Here is a 17586-nt window from a genome sequence, read left to right as displayed (position 1 = left end):
GTCTAGCGGCCGGATCACCGCCTGCCGGTTCGTAATATTGCTTACAACACGGCCTGCCGGCTTACAGCAGCGCCTTGAGCAGCTTGGCCATCTCGGACGGATTGCGCGTGACCTTGAAGCCGCACTCCTCCATGACCGCGAGTTTGGCCTCGGCCGTGTCGGCGCCACCCGAGATCAGCGCACCGGCATGGCCCATGCGCTTGCCCGCGGGAGCGGTGACGCCGGCGATGAAGCCGACGATGGGTTTTTTCATGTGGGCCTTGCACCAGCGCGCGGCTTCGGCTTCGTCCGGGCCGCCGATTTCGCCGATCATGATGACGGCGTCGGTGTCCGGGTCGTCATTGAAGAGACGCATGATGTCGATGTGCTTGAGGCCATTGATCGGGTCGCCGCCAATGCCCACCGCGCTGGACTGGCCCAGGCCGATTTCGGTCAGCTGCGCCACCGCCTCATAGGTCAGCGTGCCGGAGCGCGAGACCACACCGATGCGGCCCTTGCGGTGGATGTGGCCGGGCATGATGCCGATCTTGATTTCGTCCGGCGTGATCAGGCCCGGGCAGTTGGGGCCGAGCAGCAGGGTTTCCTTGCCGCCAGCGGCCACCTTGGCGCGCATCTTGTTGCGCACCAGCAGCATGTCGCGCACCGGGATGCCCTCGGTGATGCAGATCGCCAGATCCAGATCGGCCTCGACGGCCTCCCAGATCGCGGCGGCCGCGCCCGCCGGCGGCACGTAAATCACCGACACCGTCGCGCCCGTCTTGTCCGCGGCTTCCTTGACCGAACCGTAGATCGGGATGTTGAAGATCGACTCGCCCGCCTTCTTCGGGTTCACGCCCGCGACGAAGCAGTTCTTGCCGTTGGCATATTCCTGGCACTTGCCGGTGTGGAACTGGCCGGTCTTGCCGGTGATGCCCTGGGTGATGACTTTGGTGTCTTTGTTGATGAGGATCGACATGTTCGTACCTTTCAGGCGTGAGCTTTAACCGCAGCCACCACTTTTTGCGCCGCTTCGGCCATGGTGTCGGCGCTGATGATGGGCAGGCCGGACTCGGCCAGCATCTTCTTGCCCAGCTCTTCGTTGGTGCCCTTCATGCGCACCACCAGCGGCACGCCGAGGTTGGTGGCCTTGCAGGCCGTGATCACGCCGGTGGCGATGGTGTCGCACTTCATGATGCCGCCGAAGATGTTGACCAGAATGGCCTTGACCTTGGGATTTTTCAGCATGATCTTGAAGGCTTCGGTGACCTTCTCGGGGGTAGCGCCGCCGCCCACGTCCAGGAAGTTGGCCGGCTCTGCGCCGAACAGCTTGATGGTGTCCATCGTCGCCATCGCCAGGCCGGCGCCGTTCACCAGGCAGCCGATGTTGCCGTCCAGGCTGATGTAGGCCAGGTCGAACTTGCTGGCCTCGATTTCGGCCGGGTCTTCTTCGTCGAGGTCGCGATAGGCCACGATTTCGGGATGGCGAAACAGCGCGTTGGCGTCGAAGTTGAACTTGGCGTCCAGCGCCTTGATGTTGCCGTTGCCTTCCAGGATCAGCGGATTCACCTCGACCAGCGAGGCGTCCGTCTCCATGTAGCACTTGTAGAGTTTTTGCAGCACATCGACGGCCTTCGCGGTCGAGCCGGCCGGCACGCCAATGCCGTTCGCCAGTTCGGTCGCCTGGGCGTCGGTCAGGCCCGTGCTTGGGTCGACAAACACCTTGATGATTTTCTCGGGCGTGGCATGCGCCACTTCCTCGATGTCCATGCCACCCTCGGACGAGGCCATCATGGCCACGCGCTGCGAAGCGCGGTCGGTCACGGCCGACACGTAATATTCCTTCTTGATGTCGGCGCCATCCTCAATCAACAGGCGGCGCACCTTCTGGCCCTCGGGGCTGGTCTGGTGCGTGACCAGCTGCATGCCGAGGATTTCGCCGGCCAGTTTCTTCACCTCGTCGATGGAGCGCGCGAGCTTGACGCCGCCGCCCTTGCCGCGCCCACCGGCGTGGATCTGGGCCTTCACTACCCACACCGGGCCGCCCAGTTTTTGCGCGGCTTCCACCGCCTCCTGCACCGTGAACGCCGGAATGCCGCGCGGCGTCGGCACACCAAATTGACGCAAGATTTCCTTGCCTTGGTATTCGTGAATCTTCATGAGGTCTCTCTCAGGAATGGATGGATTTGGTCCTGGATACGGCGGCGATGGCCGCGCAGCGGACGATGGACTTGGCAGCTGTGAACTGTATCATGTTGCAATGCACCAAACCCGGCGCGGGCATACAGTGTATTCATGAACACGTTGGCAGGAGCACCCAATGCCCAGAATCTTTATTGACGGCGAGGCCGGCACCACCGGCCTGCAAATCCGCGAGCGGCTGCAGCAGATGCCGCAGATCGAGCTGGTCAGCATCGCCCCCGAATTGCGCAAAGACCCGGCCGCGAAGCGCGCGCTGATGGGCACGGTGGACCTGGTGGTGCTGTGCCTGCACGACGGTGCCGCTATTGAATCCGTAGCGATGATCGATGACCTGGCAAGGGCCACGGGCCGAAAAGGCCCCAAGATCATTGACGCCTCGACGGCGCACCGCACGGCCCCGGGATGGGTCTTCGGTTTTCCGGAACTGGTGGCGGGGCAGCGCGAGGCCGTGATGCACGCCGAGCGCGTAGCCAACCCCGGCTGCTACGCCACGGGCGCAATCGCGCTGATTCGCCCGCTGGTCGATGCGGGCCTGATCCCCAGGGATTTCCCGCTGACGCTGCCCTCCGTGAGCGGCTACTCGGGCGGCGGGCGCAGCATGATCGAGGCCTATGAGAGCGGCCAGGCGCCGCTGTTCGAGACCTATGCGCTGAACCTCCAGCACAAGCACCTGCCCGAGATCATGAAGTACACCGGCCTCACGCGCCGGCCGATTTTCGTGCCCTCGGTGGGCAACTTCAAGCAGGGCATGCTGGTCGAGTTGCCGCTGCATCTGGACCAGCTACCGGGCCAACCGAAGGCGGCCGACCTGTACGACGCGCTGGCGCGGCATTACGCGGCCAGCGAGCCGGCGGCAAATGGCGAACACTGGGTCACGGTCGAGCCGGTGGGCGAGGCGACCAAACTCGAAGCGATGGCGCTCAACGACACCAACAAGATGGAGCTGCGCGTGTTCGGAAACGAAGCGTTGCGCCAGGCCGTGCTGGTGGCGCGGCTGGACAACCTGGGCAAGGGCGCGAGCGGCGCCGCGGTGCAGAACCTCAAGCTGATGCTCGGGTTGTAGGAACACCCCCAGGCCTGCTCGCTTCGCGTAGGCTCCTTCCCCCTTGCAGGAGGCAACACCAGCGGCCCGGCAAAGCCGGTTCCGCGGTGTTCCACGAAGGGGCCGGGGACTGCACCGACCGTGGGATTCATTCGTCCAGGTCGTGGCGCAGCACTTTGGCCACGACGGCGCCCGCGAATCCGCGCGCCAGCAGGAAGCGCGCCTGTTTCGCGCGCCCGCCAGCGTCCTGCGCCGGCGCGGCGAAGCGGCGCCGCCAGACTTCGTGCGCGCGCTCAAGCTCCGTGGTCTGCAGGGCAGCGACGGCCTGGGCAATCGCCTCGGGCGCGATGCCCTTTTGCACCAGCTCCTGGCGCACGCGCATCGCGCCCAGGCGCGGCGCGCGCTGGTGCAGGACCGACTCGACCACGCGCGCCTCGCTGATGAAGTCCTTCGCCGCGAGCTCGTCGAGTGCGCGCGCCAGCGTGCCGGGTTCTTCCTCGTATTTGGCCAGCTTGCGCTCCAACTCGGCGCGCGAATGCTCGCGCTGGCCGAGCAGGCGCAGCGCGCGGCCTTTGAGAGACGGGGCAGCAAAAGCCATTCAAGCCCTTAATACTATTAAATCAGGAGCGCCCTGCGCAGGTGGGACATGGGCCAAAGGCTGATTTAAGCCTTGATTTTTTCGGGCACGGCAGCATCGACCGCTTCGGCCAGCAGCGGAATGCCCAGCGACTCGCGCACCCTGTTCTCGATCTCGGCCGAGAGCGCGGCGTTCTCGCGCAGGAATTCGCGCGCATTGTCGCGGCCCTGGCCGATCTTCTCGCCGTTGTAGGCGTACCAGGCGCCGGATTTTTCGATGATGCGCGCCTCCACCCCCATGTCGATGATCTCGCCGTGGCGACTGATGCCTTCGCCGAACAGGATGTCGAACTCGGCGGTCTTGAACGGCGGCGCCACCTTGTTCTTCACGACCTTGACGCGGGTTTCGTTGCCGATGGCCTCGTCGCCCTTCTTGATCGTGCCGATGCGCCGGATGTCGAGCCGCACCGAGGCGTAGAACTTGAGCGCGTTGCCGCCGGTGGTGGTCTCGGGGCTGCCGAACATGACGCCGATCTTCATGCGGATCTGGTTGATGAAGATCACCATGCAGTTGGTTTTCTTGATGTGGGCGGTGAGCTTGCGCAGCGCCTGGCTCATCAGGCGCGCCTGCAGGCCGGGCAGGCTGTCGCCCATTTCGCCTTCCAGTTCGGCCTTGGGCGTGAGCGCAGCGACCGAGTCGACCACGATCAGGTCGACCGCGCCGGAGCGCACCAGGCTGTCCACGATCTCGAGCGCCTGCTCGCCGGTGTCGGGCTGGCTGATCAGCAGGTCCTGCAGATTCACGCCGAGCTTTTGCGCGTACTGGATGTCGAGCGCGTGCTCGGCATCGACAAAGGCGCAGGTGCCGGCCTGCTTTTGCATCTCGGCGATGACCTGCAGGGTCAGCGTGGTCTTGCCCGACGACTCCGGACCGTAGATTTCCACCACCCGGCCGCGCGGCAGGCCGCCGACGCCCAGCGCAATGTCGAGCCCGAGCGAGCCGGTGGAGACCACCTGGATGTCCTCGATCACCTCGCCTTCGCCCAGCCGCATGATGGTGCCCTTGCCGAACTGCTTCTCGATCTGGGCCAGGGCGACCTGCAGGGCCTTGGCTTTTTCGCTGGTGGGGGCGAGGCCCTTGACGGGTGCATCCATGGGAAACTCCTTGAAAATCAACGGTTAATGAGCAATTGGGCTCGGGGCGTCCAGTGCCGTGATTTCTGTCGTTAACGACAGGCTGGATGCTTGAACAGTAGTTTAACGTGACGGGTTGAATAAAGTAAACGCGATTTTTAGTCAGTTTGATTTACCATTGGCTGATGACTGAAAATCCACCGCATCCCCCGGCGGAAGACGGCTGGCGGCAAACCCATCTGGGCCGATTGCTGGGCCACGCGATGCGCCGTTTCGACGAGCGCGTGCTGCAGCTGATGGCGCAAAACATCGAGGTGCCGCTGGCCCTGTCGAATCTGGCGGCGCGCGGCCAGGTCAGCGCGGCCCACATCCACATCACGCGCCATCTATCGCTGCAGGGCTCGCGCCTGACCGAGCTGGCCGAGCGCGCGGGCATGAGCAAACAGGCCATGGGCCAGCTGGTGGATCAGTGCGAGGCTTGGGGGCTGGTCACGCGCGCGCCCGATTCGCGCGATGCGCGCGCGCGGCTGGTGCGGTTCACGCCCACCGGGCTGGACTGGCTGCAGGCCTTCAAGGATGCCGTGGTGCAGGCGGAGGCCGAATTCCGCGCCGACGTAGGCCTTGATGTGGCCACCGTGGCGATGATCGGGCTGGAGATCTATGCAGCCTGGAAGCCGGCGCGGGCCTAGAATTTGCGCTATTGCACGGTGACCACACCAAAGCGCCTAACCGGAGACATGCATGCGGATTCTGATTGCCGAAGACGATCAGGTGCTGGCAGACGGCCTGCTGCGCACGCTGCGCGCCTCGGGCGCCGCCGTGGACCATGTGGCCAGCGGCACCGAAGCGGACGCGGCGTTGCTGACCAACAACGAGTTCGACCTGCTGATCCTGGACCTGGGACTGCCCAGGATGCATGGCCTCGAGGTGCTGAAGAAACTGCGTGGGCGCGGCTCGGCGCTGCCGGTGCTGATCCTGACCGCGGCCGACAGCGTGGAAGAACGCGTCAAGGGGCTGGACTATGGCGCCGACGACTACATGGCCAAGCCCTTTTCGCTGCAGGAGCTCGAAGCGCGCGTGCGCGCACTGGTGCGCCGCGGCATGGGCGGCGCCAGCAGCACCATCAAACACGGACCGCTGGTGTACGACCAGGCGGGCCGCGTGGCCACGATCGACGGCAAGATGGTGGAGCTGTCGGCGCGCGAGCTGGGCCTGCTGGAGGTGCTGCTGCAGCGCGCCGGGCGTCTCGTCAGCAAGGACCAGCTGGTCGAGCGCCTGTGCGAGTGGGGCGAGGAGGTGAGCAACAACGCCATCGAGGTCTACATCCATCGCCTGCGCAAGAAAATCGAGAAGGGTCCGATCCGCATTGCCACCGTGCGCGGCCTCGGCTACTGCCTTGAAAAAATCCCGTGAAGATGGCCCCCACGCTCCCTCACTACGTGTGGTCGCTGCCCCCCGAGGGGGCCTTCGCGCCTTGGGGCGGCCCGGCGTCGCTCACGTGAAACTGTTCCAGCGTGAGCAGCGCTCGCTGTTCGGAGAAATCCTCGACTGGATGCTCACGCCGCTGCTGCTGCTGTGGCCGGTCAGCCTGGCACTGACCTGGCTGGTGGCGCAGGGCATTGCCAACCGGCCGTTCGACCGCGCGCTGGAATACAACGTGCAGGCGCTGGCGCAGCTGGTCTCGGTGCAGAACCAGCAGGCGCAGTTCAGCCTGCCGCAGCCCGCGCGCGAGTTGCTGCGCGCCGACGACGACGTGCAGGTGTACTACCAGGTGCTCGGCGCGCGCAACGAACTGCTGAGCGGCGAGCGCGACCTGCCGATGCCGCCCGACGATGAAAGACCGGCGGTGGGTGATGTGCGTCTGCGCGACGGCGAGATGCGCGGACAGGACGTGCGCATTGCCTACGTCCAGGTCGGGCTGGGTCTGCCCGGCGCCCAACCCGCGCTGGTGCAGGTGGCCGAGACACGCGAGAAGCGCTCGGTGCTGGCCGCCGAAATCATCAAGGGCGTGATGCTGCCGCAGTTCGCCATCCTGCCGCTGGCGGTGCTGCTGGTGTGGCTGGCGCTGGTGCGTGGCATCAAGCCGCTGAGCCAGCTCGAAGAGCGCATTCGCGCGCGCCGTCCGGACGACCTGAGCCCGCTCGACGACAAGGCCGTGCCGCTGGAGGTGGCGCCGCTGGTGTCGTCCGTGAACGACCTGCTGACGCGCCTGAAGGACTCGATGGCCACCCAAAGGCGCTTTCTGGCTGATGCCGCGCACCAGCTCAAGACGCCGCTGGCGGGCCTGCGCATGCAGGCCGACATGGCCTTGCGCGAGGGCTCCACGGACGATCTCAAGCAGTCGCTGCGCCAGATCGGGCGCTCCAGCATCCGCGCCACGCACACCGTGAACCAGTTGCTGGCGCTGGCGCGGGCCGAGAGCAGCGGCGCCAGCCTTGCACGCCAGCCCTGCGACCTGGTGCGCCTGACCATGGACGCGGTGCAGGACTGCCTGCCGCGTGCGCTGGAAAAGCGCATCGACCTGGGCTACGAGGGCGAGCAGCCCGCCGCGCCGGGCGTGCTGCTCGAGGGCAATGCCACGCTGCTCACGGAGTTGATCCGCAACCTGCTGGACAACGCCATCAACTACACGCCGTCCAGCGCCGAGCACCCCGGCGTGATCACCGCCCGGGTGCTGGCCGACACCTTCGGCAAGGTGCTGCTGCTGCAGGTGGAGGATTCGGGTCCGGGCATTCCGCTAGCGGAGCAGGGCCTGGTGTTCCAGCCCTTTTACCGCGTGCTGGGCAGCGAGGCCGACGGCTCCGGCCTGGGCCTGCCCATCGTGCTCGAGATCGCGCGCCAGCACGGCGCGGCGGTCAGCCTGGAAGATGCGCATCCCGGACAGATGCCGCCCGGCGCGCGCTTCAGCGTGCGCTTTATGACATGAACGCCGCGAAGGGCCGCCCCGAGCAAGTTCAGCGCACCCTCGGGGGGCAGCGCAGTACGCGCAGCGACAAGCGTGGGGGCTCTCTTCTACCCTGGTCGATACAGGTTGAGCTGCAGTCGCTCGCGCTCGATCACGCGCGCCACGTGCGGCAAGGCGGCGGTGCGCTGCACGGCGGCCCACAGCACGGGGAAACCGGCCGGATCGATGCCCGCGATGCTGCCCCAGCGCAGCAGGGTCAGCGCATAGGCGTCGAGCGGGCCGAAGCGCTCACCGCCCAGCCAGGCCCAGCCGCGCGCCTGGGCCGCCGCCGCCAGCGCCTGCAGTTCGCCCAGCATGCCGCGGTACAACTGCGTGTTGTAGCGCTTCAAGTCGCCATGCACGGCCGGGTTGTCGGCGAACTTCTGCGGCATGAAGATATGGGTAAAGGTGGGATGCACGGTGTTGTTCATCCACGCCAGCGTCTCCAGCACCCGCGCCTTGGCCAGCGGCTCGGCGGGTAAAAAGCCCATGCGCGGAAAGCGCTCGGCCAGGTAATTCACGATGGCCACGATCTGCGTGATGACTTCGCCCTCATCGACCAGCGTCGGCACCTGGCTGCGCGGGTTGACGCTCTTGTAGGGCGGCTCGTAGTGCTCGCCCTTGTGGATTTTGACCATCAAGGGCTCATAGGGCTCGCCCGTGGCTTCCAGCAGGGTGTGGGGCACGAAAGAGCAGGCGCCGGGGGCGTAGTAGAGCTTCAGTGGCATGGCGGATTCCGTTTCGAGTAGGTCAGGGACAGGCTTGCAGCACTCTGCCGGCCGGTGCCATTTTCAGGGTATCGAGCCCTGCGCACCAGCGGGTGCAGACGCCGTGGCGGGCGGGGCTGCGCCGTCCTTCAACAAAAGCAGGTCCCGCGGCCTGATTTGCTGCACCACGCGCTGCGGCTCGGACTGCTGCACGGGCCCCATGCCATACAGGCGCAGCCAGTCATGCGACCAGGCAAAGTAAGCGCCATTGGCCAGCAACAGCAGCAGGGCAAGCAGTCTCAGCACGGCAGCAGGCGGACGGATCTGCGCGCTAGTGCAGGGGGCGCACGCTGACTTCGGAACTGATGATTGGCTGCATGCCGGCCTTTGTGTGCACCAGCAGCGCACCGGTCTCGCTCACGCCGTGGGCACTGCCGCGGGTCTCGCCGCCCTGGCCGTCACTGACACTGACCTCGCGGTCGCGCAGCACGTCGCGGGCGTTGAAGCGAGCCTGAAACGGGGCAAAACCCAGCGCCTCAAAAGCCTGCACTGCCTGCACCAGCGGCGCTGCCACGCGCGCCAAGGCCTGCGGCGCGTCCACGCCGGGCAACAGCTCCTGTAGCGCGCCAGGAGGCGTGGCCAGGCCGGCGCCGTCGCGAGACGCGATGTTCAGGCCCACGCCGATCACGGCATAACGCTGGTCGCCAAAGCTGGCGGTCTCGATCAGGATGCCGGCCAGCTTGCGCTCGCCGCGCGCATCGCTGAGCCACAGGTCGTTGGGCCACTTCAGGCGGATGTCCGGGTGCAGGCTCTCCGCCACGCTGATCCCCACCGCCAGCGACAGCCCCGACCAGTCCGCCGGCGCCAGCGGCAGGCCCAGCGAGAACGTCAGCGATTCGCCCCGCTGGCTCTGCCAGTCCCGCCCCAGCCGCCCGCGCCCCGCGGTTTGCTGCTCGGCCAGCAGCAGCACCGGCGCCATCTGCCCGGCGCGGGCGCGGCGCATCAGCTCGGTGTTGGTGGAGTCGATCTCGGGCAGCACCTCGACCGCAAAACCCGGCAGCGACGGCGCCACGGCTGCCTGAATGGCCTGCGCGGGCCAGGCAATGGCCTGAGTGTTCATGGCTTCAACTCCTTCGTCGCTTGGGCGCCAGCAGCGTGCCGCGGCAATTCTTCGCGCCGCACCAGCACGGGTATTCGGCCTTGAGCTTGGGCGTGTAGCGCTCGTCGATGATCAGGCCGTAATCGTAATTCAGCTCTTCGCCCGCCGCGATATTGCGCAGCGCCTTGATGAAGACGCGCCCGCCCTCTTCGCCGGCTTCGCAGTTCGGGTCGCACGAGTGGTTGATCCAGCGCGAGGAGTTGCCGCCGAACTTGGCATCGATCACGTGCTTTTCATCGATGTGAAAGTAAAACGTGTGGTTCGGATCCTTGGGATCGTGTGGATGGCGCGCCTGCGCGGCCTTCCACGTCACCACCTCGCCCACATACTCGATGATGGTCTCACCCTCGGCAATGTCCTGCACGGCGAACACGCCCTTGCCGTGCACCCCCGAGCGGCGGGTTTGAATGCGGCGGCCTGATGCAAACGACGGGTTTTTGGGCACGGCTGAAAATTTGGTATGGTGAATTCATGTGTGGGCGCGTGCGCCCACGTGTGCATGTGCGGGCGCCTGCGCGCCCGCGAGAGAACTGGATTGTAGTCAGATGAAAAGCGAAGCTTTCAATAAAACATTGGTCATTGCAGAAAAGCCGTCGGTCGCGCAGGACATCGTGCGCGCGCTCACGCCCACGGCCGGCAAGTTCGACAAGCACGACGAGTATTTCGAGAGCGACAGCTACATCGTCTCCAGCGCCGTCGGCCATCTGCTGGAGATCCAGGCGCCCGAGGAATTCGACGTCAAGCGCGGCAAGTGGAGCTTTGCCCACCTGCCGGTGATCCCGCCGCACTTCGACCTCAAGCCGGTGGAGAAAACCAAAACCCGCCTGAATGCCGTGGTCCGGCTCGCCAAACGCAAGGACGTGACCGAACTGATCAACGCCTGCGACGCGGGCCGCGAGGGCGAGCTGATCTTCCGGCTGATCGAGCAGTACGCCGGTGGCGCCAAGCCGCTGGGCAAGCCGGTGCGCCGCCTGTGGCTGCAGTCGATGACGCCGCAGGCGATCCGCGACGGCTTCGCGCAGCTGCGCAGCGAAAAACAGATGCAGGGGCTGGCCGACGCGGCGCGCTCGCGCTCCGAGGCCGACTGGCTGGTCGGCATCAACGGCACGCGCGCCATGACCGCCTTCAACTCGCGCGACGGCGGCTTCTTCCTGACCACGGTCGGGCGCGTGCAGACGCCCACGCTGTCGGTGGTGGTGGAGCGCGAAGAGCAGATCCGCAAGTTCATCAGCCGCGACTACTGGGAAGTGCACGCCAGCTTTCTGGCCGAGGCCGGCGAGTACCCGGCCAAATGGTTCAACCCCGCGCACAAGCGCGATGCCATTGATGCCGAGAAAAAGGCGGACCGCGTCTGGTCGCAGCGCGAGGCCCAGGCCATTGCCGATGCCGTGCGCGGCAAGGCCGCCAGCGTCACCGAGGAGAGCAAGCCCACGACGCAGGCCTCGCCGCCGCTGTTCGACCTGACCTCGCTGCAGCGTGAGGCCAACGGCAAGTTCGGCTTTTCGGCCAAGACCACGCTGTCGATCGCGCAAAGCCTGTACGAGCGGCACAAGGCGCTGACCTACCCGCGGACCGACTCGCGCGCGCTGCCCGAGGACTATGTGCCGGTGGTCAAGCAGACCTTCGAGATGCTGGCCGACAGCGGCATGAAACACCTGGCGCCCCATGCGGCCACGGCGCTCAAGGGCAACTACGTCAAGCCCAGCAAGCGCATCTTCGATAACACCAAGGTGAGCGATCACTTCGCCATCATCCCCACGCTGCTGGCGCCGCACGGCTTGAGCGAGGCCGAGCAGAAGCTGTACGACCTGGTGGTGCGCCGCTTCATGGCGGTGTTTTTCCCGAGTGCCGAATACCTGGTGACGACGCGTGTCACAACCGTTGCCCCCACGCTTGTCGCTACGCGTACTGCGCTGCCCCCCGAGGGGGCCGCACCTGGCTTGGGGCGGCCCGGCGTTGCGGCGGCCGCCGGCCACAACTTCAAGACCGAGGGCAAGGTGCTGGTCAAGCCGGGCTGGCTCGCCATCTATGGCAAGGAAGCGGCCGAAGAGGTCGCTGACGCCAAGGACGGCGACAAGGGCCAGAGCCTGGTGCCGGTCAAGCCGGGCGAGATGGTGCGCGCCGAGACGGTGGAGCCCAAGGGCCTGAAAACCCGCCCGCCGGCGCGCTACTCCGAGGCCACGCTGCTGGGCGCGATGGAAGGCGCCGGCAAGCTGGTGGACGACGACGAGCTGCGCGAGGCCATGCAGGAAAAGGGCCTGGGCACGCCGGCCACGCGCGCGGCCATCATCGAAGGCCTGATCAACGAGAAATACATGCTGCGCGAGGGCCGCGAGATGATCCCGACGGCCAAGGCGTTCCAGCTCATGACGCTGTTGCGCGGGCTGGGCGTGGAAGAGCTGTCCAAGGCCGAGCTGACGGGCGAATGGGAATACAAGCTGGCGCAGATGGAGCACGGCAAGCTGAGCCGCGAATCCTTCATGGCCGAGATCGCCGCCATGACCGAGCGCATGGTCAAAAAGGCCAAGGAATACGACCGCGACACCATTCCGGGCGACTACGCGACCTTGCAGGCACCCTGCCCCAACTGCGGCGGCGTGGTGAAGGAAAACTACCGCCGCTACACCTGCACCGGCAAAAGCGGCACGGGCACAGACGCCTGCGGCTTCTCGTTCGGCAAGACGCCGGCCGGGCGGACCTTCGAGGTGGCCGAGGTCGAGCAGTTTCTGCGCGACAAGAAAATCGGCCCGCTGGAGGGTTTCCGCTCCAAGGCGGGCTGGCCGTTCACGGCCGAGATGGTGCTCAAGTTCGACGAAGAAACCAAGAACTTCAAGCTGGAGTTCGACTTCGGCGACGACAAGAACGCCGAGACCGGCGAGCTGGTCGATTTCTCGGGCCAGACCTCGCTCGGCCCGTGCCCCAAGTGCGGCAGCGCCGTGTTCGAGCATGGCAAGAGCTATGTCTGTGAAAAGTCAGTGCCCACTGCTGCGCAAGCGACGCCCACCTGCGACTTCAAGAGCGGCCAGATCATCTTGCAGCAGCCCGTGGTGCGCGAGCAGATGAGCAAGCTGCTGGAAAGCGGCAAGACCGACCTGCTCGACAAGTTTGTCTCCATGCGCACGCGCCGCGCCTTCAAGGCGTACCTCGCGTGGGACAAGGAGGCCGGCAAGGTCAACTTCGAGTTCGCCCCGTCCAAGTTCCCCCCGCGCAAGACGGCCGCCAAAACGGCCGCGCCCGAGGCGGCAGCCGCCAAGGCCGCGCCGGCCAAGACGGCGCGCAAGGTGGCGGCCAAGGCCCCCGCCAAGAAAGTCGCCAGCAAAACCGCTGCGGTCAAAACGCCGCGCAAGTCGGCCGGCAAGCCCGGCGCCGGCCTGACCCCGAGCGCGGCGCTGGCCGCCGTCATCGGCGCGGAGCCGGTGGCGCGCACCCAGGTGATCAAGAAGCTGTGGGACTACATCAAGGCCAATGGTCTGCAGGACGCGCAGAACAAGCGGGCCATCAATGCCGACGCCAGGCTTCAGCCCGTGTTCGGCAAGGACCAGGTGACCATGTTCGAGCTGGCCGGCATCGTGGGCAAGCATTTGAGCTGAGGCGAAAAACGCGGGATGATGCAGGGCTCAACCCTTCAGGAGGCCCCATGCAACACCTTCCCCGCTCATCGCTCGCCGCCACCGTGCTCGGCGTCGTCACCCTGGCCTCGCCGCTGGCCGTGCCGTCGGCGCAGGCAGCCGGCTTCACGCTGTCCAGCCCGGACATCAAGGCCGGTGGCACCATCCCCAAGAGCTTCGAGTACAACGGCTTTGGTTGCAGTGGCGAGAACAAGTCGCCGGCGCTGCACTGGAGCGGCGCGCCCAAGGGCACCAAGAGCTTTGCCATCACGGTGCACGACCCGGACGCGCCAACCGGCTCGGGCTGGTGGCACTGGATGGTGATCAACATCCCGGCCAGCGTGACCGAACTGGCGGGTAACGCCGGCGCCGCCAACAGCACCACGCTGCCCGCCGGCGCGGTTCAAGGCCGCAATGACTACGGCGCGAATGCCTGGGGCGGCGTGTGCCCGCCGCCGGGCGACAAGCCGCACCGCTACGTGTTTACCGTGTATGCGCTGGGGACCGACAAGCTCGACGTGCCGGCCGATGCCACGGCAGCCCTGACCGGCTTCATGATCAACGGCAACACGATCGCCAAGGCCAGTTTCACCGCCCACTACGGCCGTCCCAAATAAGGGCGGCTCAGCGCGCCACGACCGCGATACCGCGCAACTGCCCGGCGCCCGTTTGTGCGGGCGGCTTCGGGTAGCGCTTCGGATCCAAGCGATGCAGCAGTTCGGCCTCGCGCGCGCGCGCCAGCGCCAGATTCGCGATTTTGATGTGACCGTAGCCGCGAATGCTCAGGGGCAGCGCCGCGATCTGCGCGGCCAGCGCCTGGTTGGCGGGCGTGAGACCGGCCAGCAATTCGTCCAGGCGCGTCTCGAACTGCGCAATGAGCGCGCGCTCCAGACGCCGCTCTGCGGTATGGCCGAACACATCGAACACGGTGCCGCGCAGCGCCTTGCCGCGTGCCAGCCACTTCATGGCGGGCAGCATCCAGCCGCCCAGACGAATCTTGGCCGGGGGCTGGCCGTTCTTCGGGCGTGACAGCAGCGGCGGCGCCATGTGGAACTCGAGCTTCACGTCGCCCTCGAACTGTGCTGATAGCTGGCGCGTGAAGCTGCCATCCGTGTACAGGCGCGCCACCTCGTATTCGTCCTTGTAGCTCATCAGCTTGAGCAGGCTGCGCGCGGCGTTGCAGGCCAGCGGCAGCGCGGGATCGCCGCCGGCCAGAGCGGCCTCGCGCTGGCGCACGCTGCGCACGCGCGCCTCGAAGCGCCGGGCCCAAGCGGCGTTCTGGTAGCCGCCCAGATGCGCCACGCCCCGCGCGATCAGCGCGTCCAGCGATTCGTCATGCGGCTCGTGCGCCGGCGCGCTGCGCATGCGCCCAAGCGCTGCCGGGTCGCCCGCGGCCATGCGGCCCAGCGAGAAGGCCATCTGGTTGGCCGGCACCGCGACACCGTTGAGCTCGATCGCGCGCGTCAGCGCCTCCAGGCTCAGCGGCACCAGGCCGCGCTGCCACGCATAGCCCATGGCGAGAATGTTGGACGCCAAGGTGTCGCCGAGGAATTCCTCCGCCAGGGTCTGCGCGTCGAAGGTTTCGACCTGTCCGGCGCCCGCCACGAAGCGCATCTTCTCCAGCAGCAGTGCGACCTGGAGTTCGGCGTCGGGGTTGCGCAGCGATTCGGCCACGGGGATCTCGTGCACGTTCGCCAGGATTCGGGTGCGGCCATGCCGCACCGTTTGCAGCGCGTCCGGCGAGGCGCCGACCACGACGTCGCAGGCCAGGATCGCGTCGGCCTGCTGGGTGTCGATGCGGACCTGGTTCAGCCGCTCGGGCGTGTCGGCCAGCCGCACGAAGCTCAGCACCGCGCCGCCCTTTTGCGCAAAGCCCATGAAGTCGAGCACGCTGGCGGACTTGCCCTCCAGGTGCGCGGCCATCGCGATCACGGCACCCACCGTCACCACGCCGGTGCCGCCGACGCCGGTGACGAGCAGGTCATATGGCGCATCCCACGTATGGGCCAAGGGCCGCGGCAGCGTGGCCACGCGCTGCAAAAATGCCTCCTTGCCGGCCGCCAGCGCGCCACTCTTCTTGCGCAGCGCGCCGCCGGTGACGCTGACGAAGCTCGGGCAAAAGCCCCTGGCGCAGGAGTAGTCCTTGTTGCAGCTGGTCTGGTCGATCTTGCGCTTGCGCCCGAGGGGCGTCTCGGTCGGCAGCACCGCCACGCAGTTGCTCTGCACCGTGCAGTCGCCGCAGCCCTCGCACACCGCCTCGTTGATGAACAGGCGCCGCGGCGGGTCGAGCAGTTCGCCCTTCTTGCGGCGCCGGCGCTTCTCGGCGGCGCAGGTCTGTTCGTAGATCAGCACGGTCACGCCCGGCACCTCGCGCAGGCGCCGCTGCACCGCATCGAGTTCGCTGCGATCGTGGAATTCGGTGCCGGCCGGAAACCGATCCTTGACGGCGTCGTACTTGTCGATTGCATCGCTGACCACGACCACCTGCCGCACGCCCTCGGATTCGACCTGGCGCGCGATCCGGTCGACGCTGATCACGCCGTCCACCGGCTGACCGCCGGTCATCGCGACCGCGTCGTTGTACAGGATCTTGTAGGTGAGAGTGGCCTTCGCTGCCACCGCCTGGCGGATCGCGAGGTAGCCCGAGTGGTAGTAGGTGCCGTCGCCCAGGTTCTGGAACACGTGGGGCGTTTTGGTGAACATCGAATGCGAGACCCAGTCGACGCCCTCGCCGCCCATCTGGATCAGGCCCGCGGTGCTGCGGTCCATCCAGTTGGCCATGAAGTGGCAGCCGATGCCGGCGCGCGCGGTGGAACCTTCGGGCACGCGGGTAGAGGTGTTGTGCGGGCAGCCGGCGCAGAAATAGGGCAGCCGCTTGACCGAGTCGCTGGCGTTGCTGAGCAGCTCCGGCGGCGTGAAGTCGCGCACATGCTGCAGATGGTCCCCGAGGTCGCTGTTGTTTGGAAAATGCTCGGCCAGCCAGTGCGCGACCAGCTCGATCAGGCGTGACGGGCGCAGTTCGCCCAGCGCCGACACCAGCGGCCGGCCGTCGCGGTCCTGCTTGCCCACCAGCGCGGGGCGCGCATCCGGCGGCGCGTTGTAGAACAGGTCACGCAACTGCGTCTCGACGATCGCGCCCTTCTCCTCGATGATCAGGATCTCGCGCAGGCCCTGCGCGAAGGTCTGGATCCGCGTGGGCTCGACGGGAAAGCTGAGCCCGACCTTGTACAGGCGCACGCCGACCCGCGCCAGGCTGGCCGGCGTGATCTCGAGCCGGCGCAGCACTTCCAGCAGGTCGTAGTGCGCCTTGCCGCAGGTGATGATGCCGACCGTGGCGTGCGGGCTCTCGATCACGTGGCGGTCGATGCTGTTGACGCGCGCGAACGCGGCCACCGCCTGCAGCTTGTCGGCCAGGCGCGACTCGATGCGCAGGGAGGGCAGATCCGGCCAGCGGTAGTGCAGGCCGTCGGCGGGCGCGCGGTGGCCGGTGGCGGCGCGCACCGCGTCGGCATCGACCCAGGCGGCGACGCGCGCGTTGACCAGGTCGAGGTCCACGGTGCTGGCGCTCTCGACGATCTCCGACAGCGCCGCCATGCCGACCCAGGCGCCGCAGTAGCGCGACAGCGCGTAGCCGTACAGGCCGAACTCCAGGTACTCGGCGACGCAGGCCGGCTGCAGCACCGGCATGCTCCAGGCCATGAGGGCGTGGTCGCTCTGGTGCGGCATCGAGGAGGAGACGCAGCCGTGGTCATCGCCCGCAACCACCAGCACGCCGCCGTGCGGTGACGAGCCGTAGGCGTTGCCGTGCTTGAGTGCGTCGCCCGCGCGGTCCAGCCCCGGGCCCTTGCCGTACCACAGCGCGAACACGCCGCAGGCCGTGCGCTCGGGGTCGGACTCGACCCGCTGCGTGCCCAGCACCTGGGTGGCCGCCAGTTCCTCGTTGATGGCCGGCACGAAGCGGATGCCGGCGTCCTTGAAGCGATCGCCGGCCTTCCAGATCGCCAGGTCCACCATGCCCAGCGGCGAGCCGCGGTAGCCGCTGACGAAGCCCTGCGTGTTCAGGCCGCGGGCCGCGTCGCGCTGGCGCTGCATCAATAGCAGGCGCACCAGCGACTGGGTGCCGGTCAGGAAGATGGCGCCCGAGGAGGCCCACAGGCTGTCCGACAGCTGATAGTGCGGGCGCTGGACGGCTGGGTTGGCAACAAGGGTATTCATCCAGGAAATTATTGTTCTGCTTC

The 17586-nt window shown here is 66.9% G+C and carries 15 protein-coding genes; 6 read left to right on the top strand and 9 right to left on the bottom strand.

Annotation, left to right across the window (positions count from 1 at the left end):
• Nucleotides 1-61: 61 nt before the first annotated feature.
• Complete coding sequence (gene sucD, locus EUB48_RS00455) at nt 62-955, bottom strand: succinate--CoA ligase subunit alpha (RefSeq protein WP_142817028.1); 894 nt, start codon at nt 953-955, stop codon at nt 62-64.
• Nucleotides 956-966: 11 nt separating this feature from the next.
• Entirely contained in the window at nt 967-2136 is a 1170-nt protein-coding gene (gene sucC / locus EUB48_RS00450) for an ADP-forming succinate--CoA ligase subunit beta (RefSeq protein ID WP_142817027.1), read from the bottom strand.
• A 160-nt stretch (nt 2137-2296) separates the two neighbouring features.
• Between sucC and argC the strand changes: the two genes are divergently transcribed.
• Nucleotides 2297-3241: an N-acetyl-gamma-glutamyl-phosphate reductase gene (gene argC, locus EUB48_RS00445; protein WP_142817026.1), complete on the top strand. Its 945-nt coding sequence runs from the start codon at nt 2297-2299 to the stop codon at nt 3239-3241.
• A 127-nt stretch (nt 3242-3368) separates the two neighbouring features.
• Here the strand turns inward: argC and recX are convergent, their stop codons facing one another.
• Nucleotides 3369-3818, bottom strand: a complete 450-nt coding sequence (gene recX, locus EUB48_RS00440; RefSeq protein ID WP_142817025.1) for a recombination regulator RecX — start codon at nt 3816-3818, stop codon at nt 3369-3371.
• A gap of 65 nt (nt 3819-3883) precedes the next feature.
• A complete protein-coding gene (recA, locus tag EUB48_RS00435; RefSeq protein WP_142817024.1) occupies nt 3884-4951 on the bottom strand; it encodes a recombinase RecA in 1068 nt (355 codons plus the stop codon).
• Between the two features lie 164 nt (nt 4952-5115).
• Between recA and EUB48_RS00430 the strand changes: the two genes are divergently transcribed.
• The 3 genes from EUB48_RS00430 to EUB48_RS00420 all read left to right on the top strand — a co-directional run bounded on the left by EUB48_RS00430 (nt 5116) and on the right by EUB48_RS00420 (nt 7856).
• Complete coding sequence (locus EUB48_RS00430; RefSeq protein WP_142817023.1) at nt 5116-5619, top strand: MarR family winged helix-turn-helix transcriptional regulator; 504 nt, start codon at nt 5116-5118, stop codon at nt 5617-5619.
• Nucleotides 5620-5671: 52 nt separating this feature from the next.
• Nucleotides 5672-6343 (top strand): response regulator, encoded by a 672-nt coding sequence (locus EUB48_RS00425; RefSeq protein WP_142817022.1) that lies wholly within the window; start codon nt 5672-5674, stop codon nt 6341-6343.
• Nucleotides 6344-6428: 85 nt separating this feature from the next.
• Complete coding sequence (locus tag EUB48_RS00420; RefSeq protein ID WP_142817021.1) at nt 6429-7856, top strand: sensor histidine kinase; 1428 nt, start codon at nt 6429-6431, stop codon at nt 7854-7856.
• An 86-nt stretch (nt 7857-7942) separates the two neighbouring features.
• Here EUB48_RS00420 and EUB48_RS00415 read toward each other — a convergent pair whose 3' ends face one another.
• From EUB48_RS00415 to EUB48_RS00400, 4 genes are all read right to left on the bottom strand, one after another.
• Entirely contained in the window at nt 7943-8602 is a 660-nt protein-coding gene (locus EUB48_RS00415) for a glutathione S-transferase family protein (protein ID WP_142817020.1), read from the bottom strand.
• A 63-nt stretch (nt 8603-8665) separates the two neighbouring features.
• Nucleotides 8666-8887 (bottom strand): hypothetical protein, encoded by a 222-nt coding sequence (locus EUB48_RS00410; RefSeq protein ID WP_142817019.1) that lies wholly within the window; start codon nt 8885-8887, stop codon nt 8666-8668.
• Between the two features lie 25 nt (nt 8888-8912).
• Nucleotides 8913-9701 (bottom strand): biotin--[acetyl-CoA-carboxylase] ligase, encoded by a 789-nt coding sequence (locus EUB48_RS00405; RefSeq protein WP_142817018.1) that lies wholly within the window; start codon nt 9699-9701, stop codon nt 8913-8915.
• 4 nt (nt 9702-9705) lie between these two features.
• Nucleotides 9706-10185 (bottom strand): SET domain-containing protein, encoded by a 480-nt coding sequence (locus tag EUB48_RS00400; RefSeq protein ID WP_142817017.1) that lies wholly within the window; start codon nt 10183-10185, stop codon nt 9706-9708.
• 100 nt (nt 10186-10285) lie between these two features.
• Between EUB48_RS00400 and EUB48_RS00395 the strand changes: the two genes are divergently transcribed.
• The gene (locus EUB48_RS00395; protein WP_142817016.1) at nt 10286-13330 is read left to right on the top strand and encodes a DNA topoisomerase III; all 3045 of its coding nucleotides are present in this window, start codon (nt 10286-10288) and stop codon (nt 13328-13330) included.
• Between the two features lie 47 nt (nt 13331-13377).
• Nucleotides 13378-13965: a YbhB/YbcL family Raf kinase inhibitor-like protein gene (locus EUB48_RS00390; RefSeq protein ID WP_142817015.1), complete on the top strand. Its 588-nt coding sequence runs from the start codon at nt 13378-13380 to the stop codon at nt 13963-13965.
• Nucleotides 13966-13972: 7 nt separating this feature from the next.
• Here EUB48_RS00390 and EUB48_RS00385 read toward each other — a convergent pair whose 3' ends face one another.
• The gene (locus tag EUB48_RS00385; RefSeq protein WP_142817014.1) at nt 13973-17563 is read right to left on the bottom strand and encodes an indolepyruvate ferredoxin oxidoreductase family protein; all 3591 of its coding nucleotides are present in this window, start codon (nt 17561-17563) and stop codon (nt 13973-13975) included.
• Between the last annotated feature and the right edge of the window lie 23 nt (nt 17564-17586).

The sequence above is a fragment of the Rhodoferax sediminis genome (assembly GCF_006970865.1).
In the GTDB taxonomy this organism is placed as follows: domain Bacteria; phylum Pseudomonadota; class Gammaproteobacteria; order Burkholderiales; family Burkholderiaceae_C; genus Rhodoferax_A; species Rhodoferax_A sediminis.
The sequence above is the reverse complement of the archived record's forward strand: the minus strand, read 5'-3'. Positions and strand labels throughout refer to the sequence as shown.